This window comes from Mesorhizobium sp. B4-1-3 (genome assembly GCF_006439355.1).
In the GTDB taxonomy this organism is placed as follows: domain Bacteria; phylum Pseudomonadota; class Alphaproteobacteria; order Rhizobiales; family Rhizobiaceae; genus Mesorhizobium.
This window is the reverse complement of record NZ_VFTG01000007.1, coordinates 156,822-172,902: the sequence shown is the minus strand read 5'-3', so window position 1 is coordinate 172,902 and position 16,081 is coordinate 156,822. Positions and strand designations below refer to the sequence as shown.

Genomic DNA, 16,081 nt, shown 5'->3' with positions numbered 1-16,081 from the left:
GGAAGGTGTAGCGGTCACGCGCCGTCGATGACGACCTTGCCGAAGACGTCGCCCTGCTGGAAATGGCGGTAGGCCTCGCGCGCCTCGGCGAAGGGAAAGACCTTGTCGATGACCGGCTTCAGCCGATGCGTGGCGACAGCGGCGAGCATTGCTTCCAGCGCGCTGCGGCTGCCGACGAAGAGCCGGCCGATGGTGACAAGGCTGCGCTGGTAGACGGCGCCTGGGATCTCGACCGACTTGCCGTTCTGGTCGTGCACGGTGAGCAGCACGATGCGCCCGTAGAGCGCGCTGGCGATCAGCGACTGCGCAAAGCTTGCCGGACCGCCGGTCTCGACAACCAGGTCGATGCCGCCCGTCGCCTCTCGCAGCTTGATGCCCCATTCCGGTGTTTCTGCTGTTGCAATGACAACATCGGCGCCGAGAGCCCGCAGCCTGTCGGCCTTTTGGGCGCGGGAGGTGACGGCGGCCACGCGACAGCCCATGAGCTTGGCGAACTGCAGCGCAAACAGCGCGACGCCGCCTGAGCCGATCACCAGAACCCATTGTCCGGGCTTCGGGATCTCGGCGCCCGTCAGCGCGCTCCAGGCGGTCAGCCCGGCGCAGGTGAAGGTCGCCGCTTCCTGCCATGAGAGATGGCCGGGCAGCCGCACCGCCCATTGCTCGTCGAGCATCGCATATTCGCTGAGCATGCCGTCCAGCGTGCAGCCAAGCTGGTCGACGACGCCCGGATGCATGCGGCCGTCGATCCAGCGCGCGAAGTAGCTGCCGGTGACGCGGTCGCCGACGGCAAAGCGGGTCACGTCGCCGCCGACCGCGACGACCTCGCCGCCGCCGTCGCTCAGCGGCACGATGCCGACGCGCGGCGTGAGCGGATAGGTGCCGTTGAGGATCATCGTGTCGCGGCGGTTGAGCGAGGTTGCCCGCACACGCACCAGAATCTGGTTTCTCCCTGGCTTGGAGATTGGCATCTCGCGCACCGTCAGCTCTTCGATGCCGCCGAATTCCTCAAGCCGATAAGTCCGCATCGCTGCCCTCGAAATATGTAGACCGATTTACATATTATGTAGACCGATTGTCATATTTGGGGCAAGCCCTATAATGCGCACTCCTGACAGAGGTTGACATTGAGGTTGATGTGGCGACGGACACACGCACCCGTATGATTGAGGCGACGGCGCTGCTCATCCGTCAGCGTGGCTATCATGGCACGTCGCTGAACGACATTTTGAGCGCCAGTGGCGCACCGCGCGGCTCGCTCTATTTCCATTTCCCGGGTGGCAAAGACCAGTTGGTTGTCGAGGTGACGCGCGCCAGCGTCGCCGACGTGACGGAGCGGCTGGGCGCGGCGCTCTCGGAGGAAAGCGACCCTGCCGTTGCCGTTCACCACATCTACCAGTCGGTCGCGCGCATGCTGGAGGAGAACGAATTCTCGCTCGGCTGCCCGGTGGCGCCCGTCGTGCTCGACGCGCCGAACAACGTTCCGGAGCTGGCTGAAATCTGCAGCTCGGCCTTCGAGCAGTGGATCGGATTGCTACGCCAGGCTTTCGTCAGGGCAGGGGTGCCGGAGCGGCGCGCGCAGGCGCTGGCGCTGCTGGTCGAATCCTCGCTCGAAGGCTTAATGGTGATCGCCCGCGCCACCCGCGACCGAACGCCGGTCGGCGTTGTCGCCGATGAGGTGGCGGCACTTGTCGAGCAGGCCGTGCTCGCCGGCAGGGTGGCGCGGCAAGCGGAGAGCGCCGCGTAGCGCTGGTCCTCAATGCGAAACAAAAAGGGCGCCGATCGGCGCCCTTTCCATATGCCTTTGGCCAGGTTGGCTTGGATTAGAAGTCCATGCCGCCGCTCAAGCCCGCTTGCGGGCTTGAGCAATGTTAGTTGATGGGCGCGTTTTATGGACTTTTAGAAGTCCATGCCGCCCATGCCGCCCATGCCGCCGCCGCCCATGCCGCCAGGCATGCCGCCGCCAGCCGACTCCTTCTTCGGAGCTTCGGCGATCATGGCTTCGGTGGTGACGAGCAGGCCGGCGACCGAGGCCGCGTCCTGGAGAGCCGTGCGCACGACCTTGACCGGGTCGACGATGCCCATGGCGATCATGTCGCCATATTCGCCGGTCTGGGCATTGTAGCCGAAGGTCGCGCCCTTGTTGTCGAGGATCTTGCCAGCGACGATCGAGGCTTCCGCACCGGCGTTGGCCGCGATCTGGCGGGCCGGAGCCTGCAGCGCGCGACGCACGATGTTGATGCCGGCGGCCTGATCGGAGTTGGCGCCGGTGGCCTTGAGGTTGCCCGAAGCGCGCAGGAGCGCAACGCCGCCGCCGGCGACGATGCCTTCTTCCACGGCCGCGCGGGTCGCGTTCAGGGCGTCATCGACGCGGTCCTTCTTTTCCTTGACTTCCACCTCGGTCGCACCGCCGACGCGGATCACGGCAACGCCGCCGGCGAGCTTCGCCAGACGTTCCTGCAGCTTCTCCTTGTCGTAGTCCGAGGTGGTCTCCTCGATCTGCTGCTTGATCTGGGCGACGCGGCCCTGGATCTCGGCCTTCTTGCCGGCGCCGTCGACGATGGTGGTGTTCTCCTTGGAGATCGACACCTTCTTGGCGCGGCCGAGCATGTTGAGGCCGACATTCTCGAGCTTGATGCCGAGGTCTTCCGAGATGACCTGGCCACCGGTGAGGATGGCGATGTCTTCCAGCATGGCCTTGCGGCGGTCACCGAAGCCCGGCGCCTTGACGGCGGCGATCTTCAGGCCACCGCGCAGCTTGTTGACGACCAGCGTGGCCAGGGCCTCGCCTTCGACGTCTTCCGAGATGATGAGCAGCGGCTTCGAGGTCTGGACGACGGCTTCCAGGACCGGCAGCATGGCCTGCAGGTTGGACAGCTTCTTCTCGTGCAGCAGGATGTAGGCGTCCTCGAGATCGGCGACCATCTTGTCGGCGTTGGTGACGAAGTAGGGCGACAGGTAGCCGCGGTCGAACTGCATGCCTTCGACGACTTCCAGTTCGGTCTCGGCGGTCTTGGCCTCCTCGACGGTGATGACGCCTTCGTTGCCGACCTTCTGCATCGCTTCCGCGATCATCTTGCCGACCGACTCGTCGCCATTGGCCGAGATCGTGCCGACCTGGGCGACTTCCTCGGAAGTCTTGATCTTCTTGGCGGCCTTGCCGAGTGCCGTGACGACTTCGGTGACGGCGAGGTCGATGCCGCGCTTCAGGTCCATCGGGTTCATGCCGGCGGCGACCGCCTTATGGCCTTCCTGGACGATCGACTGCGCCAGAACCGTTGCGGTCGTGGTGCCGTCGCCGGCGATGTCGTTGGTCTTCGAAGCGACTTCGCGGACCATCTGCGCGCCCATGTTCTCGAACTTGTCCTCAAGCTCGATTTCCTTGGCGACAGTGACGCCGTCCTTGGTGATGCGCGGGGCGCCGAACGACTTGTCGATAACGACATTGCGGCCCTTGGGACCGAGGGTGACCTTCACCGCGTCGGCGAGGATGTTGACACCGCGCAGCATGCGCTCACGGGCATCGCGGGAGAATTTTACGTCTTTTGCAGCCATGTTTTAGCTCCTGGCAGGGGCTCGGGAAGAGCCCGAAGATGAAGATTCAAGTGAGGCCGATGATCAGCCGATGATGCCCATGATGTCGGATTCCTTCATGATCAGAAGGTCTTCGCCATTGAGCTTGACTTCAGTGCCCGACCACTTGCCGAACAGGATGCGGTCGCCGGCCTTGACGTCCAGCGGGACGAGCTTGCCGCTTTCGTCGCGGGCACCCGAGCCGACGGCGATGATCTCGCCTTCCTGCGGCTTCTCCTTCGCCGTGTCCGGGATGATGATCCCGCCGGCGGTCTTGGATTCGGATTCGACCCGGCGAACGACCACGCGGTCATGAAGCGGGCGGAACTTGGACTTTGCCATGTTGTCTTCCTCGATGAGAACGGTGAGAACTGTTCCTCCATCCGGCGGGAGCCGGATATCAGTTAGCACTCACTAGAGACGAGTGCTAACGTGGCGCTGAAATATGCTGGCGGGATGTGAGAGTCAAGGCGCGCGCGATGGGGCGGCGGCGCGAAATTTTTCTCGCATCATTTCCCGGTTGGGAATGCGCCGGTCGGGGTGGGGATCGGCGAGGCCCGTCACCCTTGGTTCCGTGGCGATTGCAGCACCAGCAGCGGGCATCGCTCGGCGAGCGGATAGGAGCCGCTCGGCACGACGCGCATCTCGCCGAACCAGCCTCTCGCCTCGTCGACCAGCATGGCCAGTGTGGCAAAGCAATAGGTCGTGTCGGAACCTGCATAGACATCGATTGTGTTGATGGAGGCCATGCTCCATCCGGTCGCCGCGGCAAGCGCTGCGCGATCCGGAAAGGTCTTGTCGAAAGTGTCGCGGATTGCCTGCACTTTAATGGCGCGATCGCGGTCGTTCGTCGCGCATGCCATCGCCATGCGCCATTTGAGCGCGTGGAAATTCCCGATCTCGCCTGCCAAGGCCTGGGCCTTGATGCCCGGCAAATCCTCGAAGCTTTCGGGGCCGGCGAAAACACGGATCGCCGCCTGTCCTCCCGGCTTCAGCACCCTGGCGAGCTCGCCGAGAAGGCCATGGCGGACGCGTGCGGAATCGACCACCGTCAAGCAGCCGTCGCCGATGACGGCGTCGACACTGGCGCGGCTGAGCGGAAGGTTCAGCCAATTCCCGACTATCGCTCGTCGGCGGGCGCTGTCGCCCGGCCATATGCCGCGAACCATCGCGGCGGAGCCATCAACCGCCAGCATGGTCCTGCCGAGATCGGCCAGCTCCGGAGTGACGCCCAGCAGGAGGACATCCGCTTCGGCCGGATCGAGCTCGCGCTCGAAAATGGACACTGTCTCAGGCGTCGGCCGCAGCGGCGCTTCCAGCAACTTCCAGTGGCGATGATAGTTATCCCAATGATTTGTCATGCACATTTATCGAAGGAAGGTCTGGCCGCGACCGCGCCAAGCAGCTTGACATCAGTGTGTCCTGATATGAGTGGGTAGTGTAAGTGGATAGGGAAGCCAAGGGGGATAAATTTGGCACGCGTGGTCGTCATTACGCACGAGTATGACCGGTTCCTCAGTAAGCGTGACCTCCTGTTGCGCAGGAAAAGTCCTTACCTGCTTTTCGATATCCTGGGAGAATTGAAAAGACGCGGCCATTCGATTCGAATTCAGCAGGGGCTGTCAATGAGTTATGACGCCGACATTGCGGTTCTGCATGTCGATGCGACGACCGCCTCCGCCGACTATATTGACTATGCGCGGAGCTTCCCGTTTTGCCTCAATATCGGGGCGGCTGACATTTCGAAACGGCGCGTCAGCGGCGCGCTGGTCACCAGCGGCGAGACTTGGGAGGGCCCCGTCATCGTCAAGAGCAATCTCAACAATCAAGGCATTCCGGAGGCGCTGCTGAACCGGCGGGCGATGCGGGCGGGCAAGCCGCCGCCTTTTCCGAACATGCCGATCCTGCAGGGTTATGACGTCTATGAATCCCTGGGGGAGGTCCCGGAACGGGTCTTCCAGCGCGACGACCTAGTCTTGGAAAAATTCGTTCCGGAAAGGGACCGCGATGGTTTCGCGGCGCGCTTCTGGGTGTTTTGCGGAGAGCGCGAGCGTTGCACCCGATACGTATCGCCAAACAGCTTGGTCAAGGCATCGGAAACCATCCGGCGCGAGCCTGTGCCTGTTCCTGACGAAATGCGCGAACGGCGACGCGAACTCGGCTTCGACTACGGCAAGTTCGATTTCGTCATGCATGAGGGCAGGGCAATCCTCCTCGATGCCAACAAGACGCCGGGACGCCCGAAAAACCTGGTGAGGATGTTCGCGGCCGGCGCCTCTCATCTGGCCGACGGCTTCGAGGACCTGATGCGACATGCGTTAGGGCGGTCCAGCTCTCGTTGAGCCGCCCTGACTGCCGGTTTCACGGGACCGAGGAAGCGCTGCGCGCTTCCTCGGTTGTCCACGCGGGGCTCAGATATTCATGCCGCCCGACACTTCGATCCGCTGGGCGTTGACCCAGCGATTGTCGTCGGAGAGCAGCGAGGCGATCATCGGCCCGATATCGTCGGCGACGCCGGCGCGGCCGAGCGCGGTGACGCCGGCCACCATGCGGTTGATCTCGGCATTGTCGCGCACATGGCCGCCGTTGAAGTCGGTGGCGATCGCGCCGGGCGCCACGGTGTTGGCGGTAATGCCGCGCTGCCCGAGCTCCTTGGCGAGGTAGCGCGTGAAGACTTCGATGCCGCCCTTCATCATTGCATAGGCCGACGAGCCGGGAGCGGCGAAGCGGGCGAGCCCGCTCGAGATGTTGATGATGCGGCCGCCATCGTTGATCAGCGGCAGCAGCGCCTGGGTAAGGAAGAACACGCCCTTCAGATGGATGTTCATCAGCGTGTCGAATTCCTCTTCCGTCGTCTCGGCGATCATCTTGCGCAGGCCGGTGCCAGCATTGTTGACGAGAAAGTCGAAGCGGTCGCGCTGCCAGGTCTCGCAAAGCGTCTTTTTCAGCGATTCAACGAAAGCCGGGAAGCTGGCGACGGCGCCGGCGTCGAGCTCAAGCGCCGCTGCTCGACCGCCGGCAGCCTCGATCTCGGCGATTGCGGTCTTCGCCTCGTCGGCGCGCGAGCGATAGGTGACGATGACGTCGACGCCCCTCCGGGCGAGGTGGACCGCGGTGTTGCGGCCGAGGCCGCGGCTGCCGCCGGTGATGAGAGCGATCGGACGAGTGGTCATGGCGAAATCTCCTTCTTTTGGATGGAGATGCATATACTCGCCTGCCTGGTCGATATAATCGGGCATGAATTGCCAACACTATTCAGTCCGTGCGAACAATCGGCCATGGACCGGTTCGACAGCATGCGGCTCTTCACTCGCGTTGTGGAACGGCGCAGCTTCACCGCGGCCGCCGCCGATCTCGGCCTGCCGCGCTCCAGCGCCACAGCGGCGATCAAGCAGCTCGAGGAGCGGCTCGGCGTGCAATTGCTCCGCCGCACAACGCGCCACGTCACCACGACGCTGGACGGCGAGGCCTATTACCAGCGCTGCATCGGCATCCTCGCCGACATCGAGGATGCCGAGGGCGGCTTCGGCGCGCATGAGGTGCGCGGACGCCTGAGCATCGACATCAACGGCAACATGGCCCGCACCTTCGTCATTCCGGAACTGCCGGCGCTGCTCGCCCGCTATCCCGGGCTTAGCGTGCATATCGGCGAGGGCGACCGCTTCGTCGACCTTGTGCGCGAAGGCGTTGATTGCGTGGTCCGCGCGGGCACGCTGCCCGACAGCGACATGATCGCGCGCCGCATCGGCATGGCGCGCGAGGCGACGGTTGCCAGCGTCGCCTATGTCGAGCGCCACGGCCTGCCGCGCACCCTGGACGAACTTGCCGGGCACGTCATGATCGGCTTCGTCTCGTCCCGCACCGGCCACGTGATGCCGCTGGAGTTCACCGTCGATGGCAAGATCCGCGAGATCGTCCTGCCGTCGCGCGTCACCGTCTCCAATTCCGACACCGCCGCCACGCTGGTGCGCCAGGGTTTTGGCCTCTACCAGGCGCCGCGCCGCCGCTTCGCCGCCGACATCGATGCCGGCCGGCTGGTCGAGGTGCTGCCCGGCAATCCTCCGACGCCGACGCCGATCTCGGTGCTCTATCCGCCGAGCCGCCAGCTTTCGCCAAGGGTGAGAGTGTTTGTGGATTGGCTGGTGGAGATTCTGGGGCCGAAGCTGGAAGCGGGCTGAGGCAGCCAGGCGCGGCGAGGGGGCGCGCCCCGAGGTATGGGGTCGGCTACAAAAACAGCCGCAACTGCGTGTGGATGATCGACCGATAATCCTCGATCGTCCTCCGTCCCTCCGCCTCGTCCTGTGTCAGCGCCAGCCGCACGACACCGCCGGCAAGCTGGAAGATCAGGAACACGACGCGCCCGAACGCCTCGCGCCGCCCCGCTTCAAGCATCGGCGCGACGTGATCGCAGAACATCTTGGCCTGCTGCCGCGTTTCTGCAATGTCGAGATGCTGCAGCGCCTTGTCGGCCTGGATGGCATTGTGTAGATCCTGGATGGCCGGGTCCGCCGCGACGCGGGCGTGATAGTCGTCGAGCAGGCGGTCGGCCGCCGCAGTAACGTCGTCCAGGCTCCCGATTCCGGCGATGATCGCGCCGAACCTTGCACGGCTTTCCTCTGAAAAACGCTCGTAGAGCATCGCCAGGATCGCCGATTTACTCGGGAAGTAGTGATAGACGGTGGCGATCGGCCCGCCGGCCAGCGCGCCGACTTCCTTCATCGTTACCGCGTCGATGCCTTTCTCACCGATCAGGCGCATGGTCGTGGCGAGGATCGCGTCGATGCGCTCGCGGCTGCGCTCCTGTTTGGGCCTGCGCCGCGGTTCGGTCGCTTTTCGCTTTATCTGCGTCATGCGCCAAATCTCTCACGAGAGTGCGAATTCGCGGTTGACAAGAAACATGATCAAGTATCAGTTTTGCTAAATGCTGACAACTTGTCAGTTTTTCGATCGAGCTGCAAGGGAGGGCGCCTCGTGACCGCATCGCAAGCCGTGCAGGCGGAAAATGGCGATTGGCTTGTCGGCAATCCGACCGGCCTGCAACTGGCCTCGGCGCTTTGGATCGGCTCGGTCGGCCTGCTCATCCTCGGATTGCAGCCGGTGTTGCTCGGCGCGCTTTACAGCGAAGGTCACGTCACCGGCGACGAGCTTGCGCTGGTCGCCACCGCCGAGATGATCGCGATTGCTATCGGTTCCGCGATCGTGGCCATGCTGCTGCCCGCCAGGAACATGCGCTGGAAGAGCGCGGCACTGCTCGTGCTTTTGGCGCTCGCCAATGCCTGGACCGCTTATGCCGGCAGTCCCAATGCGCTGATCGTCGCGCGCACGCTGGCGGGCCTCGCGGAGGGCGGGCTTGTCGCCATCGCGACGGAGCTGATTGCCCGCTCGCGCCGGGCCGAGCGCATCGGCGGCTATTTCGTCACGCTGCAGACTTTGGCGCAATGCGCGCTGGCGCTGATCCTTGCACTCTATGCGGTGCCGAAAGCCGGCTCGGCCGGCGGCTTCATCGCGCTCGGCATCGTGTGCCTGCTGTCGCTGGCCGTTGCCTGGACCGTGCCGGACGACTATGCCGACCTGCCCAAGGAAGAGCAGTTCGCCAACGTCGCGACTGTGCCCGCGATCACCGCGCTTTTGTCGATCTTCTGTTATTTCATGTTCTTCGGCGCAGTCTGGGCTTTCCTCGAGCCTATCGGCGCGCAGTTCGGTATCGACGGCCGCACCGTCGGCCTGCTGGTGTCGGCAAGCCTCGCCGCGCAGGTGATCGGCGCCATGACCGCGACGGTCTTCGAGGCGCACATCGACTACCGTTTTGCCATTACTGTCATCGGGATTGTCGCGGCGGTCAGCTCGGTGCTGCTGGCGTCCGGCCCGGGCCTTTCGGTGTTCTGGATGGTGGCGCTGGTGATGGGCTTCATCCTTCTCTTCATCGTGCCTTATCAGATCCGCATGGCAATCACCGCCGACGAGACGCGAACGGCAGTGCTCCTGGTGCCGGCCGCCCAGCTCCTCGGCCTCGCCATCGGCCCGATCGCCGCCTCGCTGCTGATCGATGGCGCGAACTTCCGGCCGGTGCCGGAATTCGCCGCCGCGACCGCTTTGGCGAGCGTGCTTTTGCTCGGCGTCTTCGTGCTGGTCGCGCGCCGCCTCGGCCAGGCCTGAGCCGGAGGATCAATATGCCAAACGCCTGGAGCAACTGGTCCGGCTTCGTCACGGCTTCCCCGAAGCAGATCGCGACACCGGCCGATGCCGGCGAACTCGCCGAGCTGGTGCGCGCGGTGCCAGGACCGCTGCGCGTTGCCGGCGCCGGCCATTCCTTCACGCCGCTGGTGCAGTCCGAAGGCACCATCGTCTCGCTGGAGAAGATCGAAGGGCTGGTCCTGCATCATGCCGCGAACAACCGGGCGCGGGTGAGGGCGGGAACTAGGCTCGGCGCCCTGATGCGTATCCTGCAGGACATCGGCCAGGGCCTGCCCAACATGGGCGACATCGACAAGCAGGCGATCGGCGGCGCGCTCGGCACGGCAACGCATGGCTCCGGCCCGACGCTCGGCGCCTATCACACGCAGATCGAGGCGGTGCAACTCGTCGATGGGCAGGGCAAGCTGCGCCAATACAGCCGGGCCGACGACCAGGATATGATCCACGCCACCGGCGTCGCGCTTGGCGCCTTCGGCATCCTCACCGAAGTGACGATGAATAACATCGCGACCTACCGGCTGCGCCGCCGCAAATGGGTGCTGCCGATCGGCGACATGCTTAAGGACTTCGAGACGATGATGGCCGCGCATCGCTCGGCCGAGTTCTACTACATCCCTTTCGCAGGCTATGCGCAGTTCATCGCCAGCGACCTGAGCGATGCGCAGCCGACGCAGCGGCCGACCGAGGACGACGAGGAAGGGCTGGCGACGCTGCGCAAGCTGCGCACGGCGCTGCGCTGGCTGCCGTCGCTGCGCCGCGCGCTGATCAAGGGCGCGGTGAAGAAAGTGCCTGCGGAAGACTATGTGCAGGACTGGCTCAACGTCTATGCCAGCGACCGTCGCACCAAATTCAACGAGATGGAGTATCACCTGCCTTACGAGGAAGGGCCGAAGGCGTTGGCCGAGATCATCGCGCTGACGGAGAAGCACTTTCCGGAAGTCTATTTCCCGATGGAAGTGCGTTCGGTGGCGCCCGACGAGTTCTGGCTTTCGCCTTTCTACAACAGGCTGACCTGCTCGATCGCCATCCACCACGATGCGGCGAACGATCCGCTGCCCTTCATGCGCGCCGCCGAACCGATCTTCTTGAAGTATGGCGGCAGGCCGCATTGGGGCAAGATGCACAGCCTGAAGGCGGCGGATTTCAAGAAGCTTTATCCGCGCTGGGACGACGCGCTTGCCGTGCGGCTCGACATCGATCCGGACAACCGTTTCGTGTCGCCCTATATGGCCGGCCTGTTCGGCATTCAGCGATGAGCGCCTATTTCGCTGCCCTTGCCGACGCGTTGAGGGCCGCCGAGATTTTCCGGCCCTGCCTTGTCCTGGATCGCGAGCGGTTGGACGGCAACATCGCGCTGGTGAAGGAGAGGCTGGCGCCGGGCCTTGCCGCACGGCTGGTCGACAAGTCGCTGGCTTGCATGCCGCTGCTCTCGCATATCGCGCGAGCGCTCGAAACCAACCGCTTCATGACCTTCCATCCGCCGGTGACGCAGGCTGTGCTCGACGCGTTTCCCGAGGGCGATCTGCTCTATGGCAAGCCGATGCCGGTGGACGCCGCCAGGGCCGCGCTGACCAGAGGCGGTGCCGGCTGGTGGTCGCGCGTCTGCTGGTTGATCGACACGCCGGAGCGGCTGGCCGACTATGGCGCCTTGGCCGCCGCGCTCGACACCGAATTGCGCTTCGTCTTCGAGGTCGATGTCGGCCTGCATCGCGGAGGCTTTCGTGACCCCGCCGAAATCAGGGCACTGACGATACCGGAACGCCTCCACTGCGAAGGCATCATGGCCTATGAGGCGCATGCGCCGGAGATCCCGGGCCTGTTCGGCGGCACGGCCAAGGCGCTGAAGCAGGCCTCCGCCAAGGCCGCGGAGTTCGCCGCCGCCGTCGATCCGGGCCGGCGCCGCATCCTCAACATCGGCGGCTCCAAGACGGCGCTGCTGCATGGCGGCGGCGTCGCCAACGAAGTGTCGATCGGCTCGGCCTTCGTGCTGCCCAAGGATTTCGACACGCCCGGCCTAGCGGGCTTCCAGCCGGCAGCCTTCATCGCAACCCCGATCCTCAAGGCGCTCGATCCGATGCTGCCCGGTCCGCCGGCGGTCTCGAAGGCGCTGCAGGCGCTTGGCCTTTTCCCGCGCAAAGGCTGCTATCTTTACGGCGGCAAGTGGATGGCCGAGCCGGTGTTTCCCGAAGGCATGAAGCCGAACGGCCTGATCGGGCTCTCTTCCAACCAGCAGTTCATGGGCCTGCCGGCGGGCGCGGATGTGAAGCCCCGCGACTATGCCTTTTTGCGGCCGACGCAGAGCGAGGCGGTGCTGCAGCATTTCGGTGCGATCGCGGTGTTCGCCGGCGGGCGCATCGTGGAGTTCTGGCCGGTGCTGCCGATGGGATAGGCGCCGACGACAGGGGGTCGTCATTCCGGGGTCTGCGCTTCGCGTCGCTCCTTGCTCAGCCCTGGAACGACGAAGCTGTGACAACCAATTTATTGACTCAGTCAACTAAATGATTGATCCTGTCCAGGACAGGAGGACTTCCCATGACCATCCACGACCACCCCGGCAAGGAGCGCATCGATGCGGTCCGCGCCTTCAACCGCTTCTACACTCGCCAGATCGGCCTCCTCGACGAGGGCCTCTTGAAGAGCCCGTTCTCGCTGACCGAGGCGCGGGTGCTGTACGAGCTTGCCCATCGCGACGGGCTCGTCGCCAGCGACCTGGTGCGCGATCTCGGCCTCGACCCCGGCTATGTCAGCCGGCTCTTGAAGAACTTCGAGAAGCGCGGCCTGGTCGAGCGCGAGGCAAGCGAGGCGGACGCGCGCCGCGCTTCGATCGCGCTGACGCCGGCCGGCAGGGAAGCCTTCGCGCCGCTCAACCAGGATTCGCACGACCAGGTGCGCGTATTGCTCGATCGCCTGGCGCCGGCCGACCAGGACCGACTGGTCAAGGCCATGCGCACGGTGCAGGACCTGCTCGGCGACAGGCCCGAACCCAAGGTATCCTATATCCTGCGGCCGCTGCAGGTTGGCGACATCGGCTGGATCACGCACCGCCAGGGCCTTATCTACGCGCAGGACTATGGCTGGGACGAAACGTACGAGGCGCTGGTCGCCGAGATTCTGGGTGAGTTCGTCAAGAATTTCGTCCCGCAATGGGAGCGCAGCTGGATCGCCGAGCGCGAAGGCGAGGTGGTCGGCTCGGTCCTCGTCATGCGCAAATCGCCCAAGGTCGCGAAGCTCAGGCTGCTCTATGTCGAACCGTCGGCGCGCGGCCTCGGCATCGGCCGGCGGCTGGTCGACGAATGCATCACCTTCACGCGCGCCAAGGGCTACAAGACGCTGACGCTGTGGACCAACGACATCCTTGGCGCGGCCCGCCGCATCTACCAGGAAGCGGGTTTCAAGCTGGTCGACGAGGAACGCCATCATTCCTTCGGCAAGGACTTGGTTGGGCAGACCTGGAATTTGGAGCTGTAGTTCTTTACCTTCTCGCACGGGAGAGAGCCGTCTCAGCCCTTCACCGGCACCCAGATCTCCAACCCGCCATTGCCGGTATATCCGTCGAATTCGGGCCCGTAGCGCTCGAATTCCGGCGCGTCGGCGATCTCATGGCCCGAACTCGGCAGCCAGCTGTTCCAGATCGTGTTGATGGTTCGGCGGATGGTCGAGATGTGCTCGCGATGCGAGAACACCGCATATTTCTGCGCCGGTACCCGCACGCGTTGGAAATCCTTCGGCAGGTCGGAGAAGTCCTTTTACCTCGACGCCGACGACATAGTCGAAATTGCCGGCATCGTCGCCATTCGTGCACACGCCGAAGAAGACGCCGGGCACTTCGCCCGGAATGTTGCCGATATAGGGGGCGAAGCGCTGCCACTGCATGGGAATGCCGGCGCTGGTTTCGCAGCTGTAGCGCTCGCCGAGGCCGGCGATGAGGAAGGGGCGGCTGGTCTCGAAGCGCGGCGGCTCGAGTGTGGTGAGAAGCGAACTATCCATCAGAATGGGCTCCACGAGGTCGAGGTTTCGGGTCGAGCCTTGCGCGCGCACCAGTTCCGGCGTGGTGCCGAATTGATCGCGAAAAGCCCGCGTGAATGCCTCGTGCGAGCCGTAGCCGGCATCGAGCGCGATCGAAAGGATGTCGGGCGCGCCGCCGGCCAGCTTGCGCGCCGCTTCGCTCAAGCGGCGCGCCCGCATGTAACCCATGACCGACCGTCCCGTAGCCGCGCCGAACGCCCGCGTCACATGGAAGCGCGACACGCCGCTCCTTTGCGCTATATCGTCGAGGCTGATGTCTTCGGGCAGGTGGCTTTCGACAAACCACAGCGCTTTCTCGGTCGGGTTCATGGCTCCTCGCATTTGGCGGGCCGACCCTAGCCGCCACGCCAACAGCCAGTTTGATCGAAATTGCGCTTCAGGCGAAGTCGAACGGCGTCGACAAGTCAACGCCGTACACATTGGACCGACAGCTTCATCGATCGCTAACCGTTCGAGGCGTTGCGTTGGCTCCCATGGCGATTTGCCGGCTTCTGGCGCAAAGCATCCTCTTGAATAGTAAGCACGCTTATTATATATATCGCTCATGGTTTCAGATGGTATCGATAGATTGGGGTTTTTGATCCACGACGTGCAGCGCCTGATGCGCAAGCGTTTCGAGGCGCGCGCCAGTGGATTGGGCCTTTCATCGGCGCAGTGGCGGCTGCTCGTCCGCGTTGCCAAGGAAGCGGGCGTCGCGCAGGCTCGGCTTGCCGAGCTCCTCGAAATCGAGCCGATCAGCGTCTCTCGCCTGGTCGACCGCATGGAGGAGGGCGGCTGGATCGAGCGTCGCCAGGATGCGACCGATCGGCGCGTGCGCATGATCTTCCCGACCGAGAAGGCGAACGCAGCCTATGCCGACGTCAAGAGCCTGGCCGGCGAGGTCTATGAGGAATCCTTGACTGGCGTGTCGGCGGAAGAGCGCCGCGTCCTGATCCGCGCACTGGACACCATCGTGCAGAATCTGACGGACGGCGAGACCTCGTCCCTGGAAAAGATCAAGAATAGAGAAGGCGCAGCAGCATGAACGCGGCAGCCAAGAGAGAAGACGACAACGTCACCAAGCTTACGCCGGCGCAGCCGGTCGGTAATGCGCCGGCGCAGCCGGTCGCAGAAGCCCCGGCAAAGCCGGCGACCGCTCCGGTCTCGGCCGCTCCTGAGCCGCGGCCCGGCCCGGTCGCGCCCAAGAAGAAGCGCCGCCTCGGCCGCTTCCTGTTGATGGTTGCGCTGCCGCTGGCACTGCTTGCCGGCGGCGCGTATGTTTGGGTGACGGGCGGCCGCTATCAGGAAACCGAGAACGCCAACCTGCAGCAGGCCAGGATTTCGGTCGCTTCCGACACGGCGGGCCGTATCGTCCAGGTCGGCATCGCCGACAACCAGCTGGTCAAGCAGGGCGACCTGCTCTTCGTCATCGATCCCGAGCCTTACAGGATCGCGCTCGCCCAGGCCGATGCGGCGGTCGCCGCCGCGCGCCTCAATGTCGAGCAGCTGCGCGCCGCCTACAGCCAGGCGATGGCGCAGGAGAGGTCCGCCTCGAGCGAGGTCGAATACGCGCAGTCGCAATATAACCGCGCCGCCGATCTTGCGCAGAAGGGCATCAACGCCAAGTCCTCGCTCGATCAGGCCCGCAACGACCTCGACAAGGCCAAGCAGCAACTGGCCGTCGCGGAGCAGGGCATCGTCAGCGCCAAGGCGGCGCTGGGCGGCAATCCGGACATCGAGACCGACAAGCATCCGACCGTGATGGCGGCGCTCGCCGCTCGCGACAAGGCCGCCTACGACCTGGCGCAAACCACTGTGAAGGCGCCGGCGGACGGCGTCATCTACCAGGCGGCCTCCTTCAAGGTCGGCCAGTATGTTTCGGTCGGCACGCCGCTCTTCGCGCTTGTCGAGACCGGCGACACCTGGATCGACGCCAATTTCAAGGAGACCCAGCTCACCAATATGAAGCCGGGTCAGAAGGCCGAGATCGTCGTCGACACCTATCCGGGCCGCACCTTCGAGGCGACCGTCAAGGCGATCGGCGCCGGCACGGGCGCGGAGTTCTCGCTGCTGCCCGCGCAAAACGCCACCGGCAACTGGGTCAAGGTCACGCAGCGCATTCCCGTGCGCCTGGAGTTGACCGATCCCGATGCCAAGATGGCGCTGCGCACCGGCATGAGCGCGACCGTCACCGTCGACACCGGCGTGGCGCGCGGCCTGCCGTCGATCTTCGGCCATGCCACGGCAGGAGAGCACGCGCAGTAACGACACGCCCCCGTGAATCGAGGGCGGAGCAGGGGATTGGTCTGAT

The 16,081-nt window shown here is 64.6% G+C and carries 15 protein-coding genes and 1 pseudogene; 9 read left to right on the top strand and 7 right to left on the bottom strand.

The features are described 5' to 3' along the window. Positions 1-14: 14 nt before the first annotated feature. On the bottom strand, positions 15-1,025 hold the full coding sequence (locus FJW06_RS12175; protein WP_140751912.1) for an NAD(P)-dependent alcohol dehydrogenase: 1,011 nt from the start codon (positions 1,023-1,025) through the stop codon (positions 15-17). 110 nt (positions 1,026-1,135) lie between these two features. Here FJW06_RS12175 and FJW06_RS12170 point away from each other — a divergent pair, with 110 nt between their 5' ends. Continuing rightward, positions 1,136-1,744, top strand: coding sequence for a TetR/AcrR family transcriptional regulator (locus FJW06_RS12170; protein WP_140751910.1), 609 nt, complete (start codon positions 1,136-1,138; stop codon positions 1,742-1,744). Positions 1,745-1,896: 152 nt separating this feature from the next. On the opposite strand, the gene groL is transcribed toward FJW06_RS12170, so the two are convergent. The 3 genes from groL to FJW06_RS12155 all read right to left on the bottom strand — a co-directional run bounded on the left by groL (position 1,897) and on the right by FJW06_RS12155 (position 4,931). After that, entirely contained in the window at positions 1,897-3,552 is a 1,656-nt protein-coding gene (groL, locus tag FJW06_RS12165) for a chaperonin GroEL (protein ID WP_095768453.1), read from the bottom strand. 63 nt (positions 3,553-3,615) lie between these two features. Continuing rightward, entirely contained in the window at positions 3,616-3,912 is a 297-nt protein-coding gene (gene groES, locus FJW06_RS12160; protein ID WP_010915433.1) for a co-chaperone GroES, read from the bottom strand. Positions 3,913-4,130: 218 nt separating this feature from the next. Further along, positions 4,131-4,931, bottom strand: a complete 801-nt coding sequence (locus FJW06_RS12155) for a class I SAM-dependent methyltransferase (RefSeq protein ID WP_140751908.1) — start codon at positions 4,929-4,931, stop codon at positions 4,131-4,133. Positions 4,932-5,051: 120 nt separating this feature from the next. On the opposite strand from FJW06_RS12155, the gene FJW06_RS12150 reads away from it, so the two are divergent. Next, on the top strand, positions 5,052-5,912 hold the full coding sequence (locus tag FJW06_RS12150) for a hypothetical protein (RefSeq protein WP_246674598.1): 861 nt from the start codon (positions 5,052-5,054) through the stop codon (positions 5,910-5,912). Positions 5,913-5,981: 69 nt separating this feature from the next. Here FJW06_RS12150 and FJW06_RS12145 read toward each other — a convergent pair whose 3' ends face one another. Then, positions 5,982-6,743: an SDR family oxidoreductase gene (locus FJW06_RS12145; RefSeq protein ID WP_140751904.1), complete on the bottom strand. Its 762-nt coding sequence runs from the start codon at positions 6,741-6,743 to the stop codon at positions 5,982-5,984. Positions 6,744-6,848: 105 nt separating this feature from the next. On the opposite strand from FJW06_RS12145, the gene FJW06_RS12140 reads away from it, so the two are divergent. Then, complete coding sequence (locus FJW06_RS12140) at positions 6,849-7,748, top strand: LysR family transcriptional regulator (RefSeq protein ID WP_140751902.1); 900 nt, start codon at positions 6,849-6,851, stop codon at positions 7,746-7,748. Positions 7,749-7,794: 46 nt separating this feature from the next. Here FJW06_RS12140 and FJW06_RS12135 read toward each other — a convergent pair whose 3' ends face one another. Continuing rightward, entirely contained in the window at positions 7,795-8,421 is a 627-nt protein-coding gene (locus FJW06_RS12135; protein ID WP_140751900.1) for a TetR/AcrR family transcriptional regulator, read from the bottom strand. A 120-nt stretch (positions 8,422-8,541) separates the two neighbouring features. Between FJW06_RS12135 and FJW06_RS12130 the strand changes: the two genes are divergently transcribed. The 4 genes from FJW06_RS12130 to FJW06_RS12115 all read left to right on the top strand — a co-directional run bounded on the left by FJW06_RS12130 (position 8,542) and on the right by FJW06_RS12115 (position 13,233). After that, entirely contained in the window at positions 8,542-9,726 is a 1,185-nt protein-coding gene (locus FJW06_RS12130; RefSeq protein ID WP_140751898.1) for an MFS transporter, read from the top strand. 14 nt (positions 9,727-9,740) lie between these two features. Then, positions 9,741-11,021 carry a D-arabinono-1,4-lactone oxidase gene (locus FJW06_RS12125; protein ID WP_140751896.1) on the top strand — a complete coding sequence of 427 codons (1,281 nt, stop codon included), beginning with the start codon at positions 9,741-9,743 and terminating at the stop codon, positions 11,019-11,021. Then, a complete protein-coding gene (locus FJW06_RS12120) occupies positions 11,018-12,154 on the top strand; it encodes an alanine racemase (RefSeq protein WP_140751894.1) in 1,137 nt (378 codons plus the stop codon). Before FJW06_RS12125 ends, FJW06_RS12120 begins: the two co-directional genes overlap by 4 nt. A 143-nt stretch (positions 12,155-12,297) precedes the next feature. Then, entirely contained in the window at positions 12,298-13,233 is a 936-nt protein-coding gene (locus FJW06_RS12115) for a helix-turn-helix domain-containing GNAT family N-acetyltransferase (protein WP_140751892.1), read from the top strand. A gap of 32 nt (positions 13,234-13,265) precedes the next feature. Here the strand turns inward: FJW06_RS12115 and FJW06_RS12110 are convergent. After that, positions 13,266-14,100 (bottom strand): annotated as a pseudogene (locus FJW06_RS12110) (AraC family transcriptional regulator). A gap of 235 nt (positions 14,101-14,335) precedes the next feature. On the opposite strand from FJW06_RS12110, the gene FJW06_RS12105 reads away from it, so the two are divergent. Further along, positions 14,336-14,815: a MarR family transcriptional regulator gene (locus tag FJW06_RS12105; protein ID WP_140751890.1), complete on the top strand. Its 480-nt coding sequence runs from the start codon at positions 14,336-14,338 to the stop codon at positions 14,813-14,815. Continuing rightward, positions 14,812-16,035: an HlyD family secretion protein gene (locus tag FJW06_RS12100; RefSeq protein ID WP_140751888.1), complete on the top strand. Its 1,224-nt coding sequence runs from the start codon at positions 14,812-14,814 to the stop codon at positions 16,033-16,035. Before FJW06_RS12105 ends, FJW06_RS12100 begins: the two co-directional genes overlap by 4 nt. The last annotated feature ends 46 nt before the right edge of the window (positions 16,036-16,081 follow it).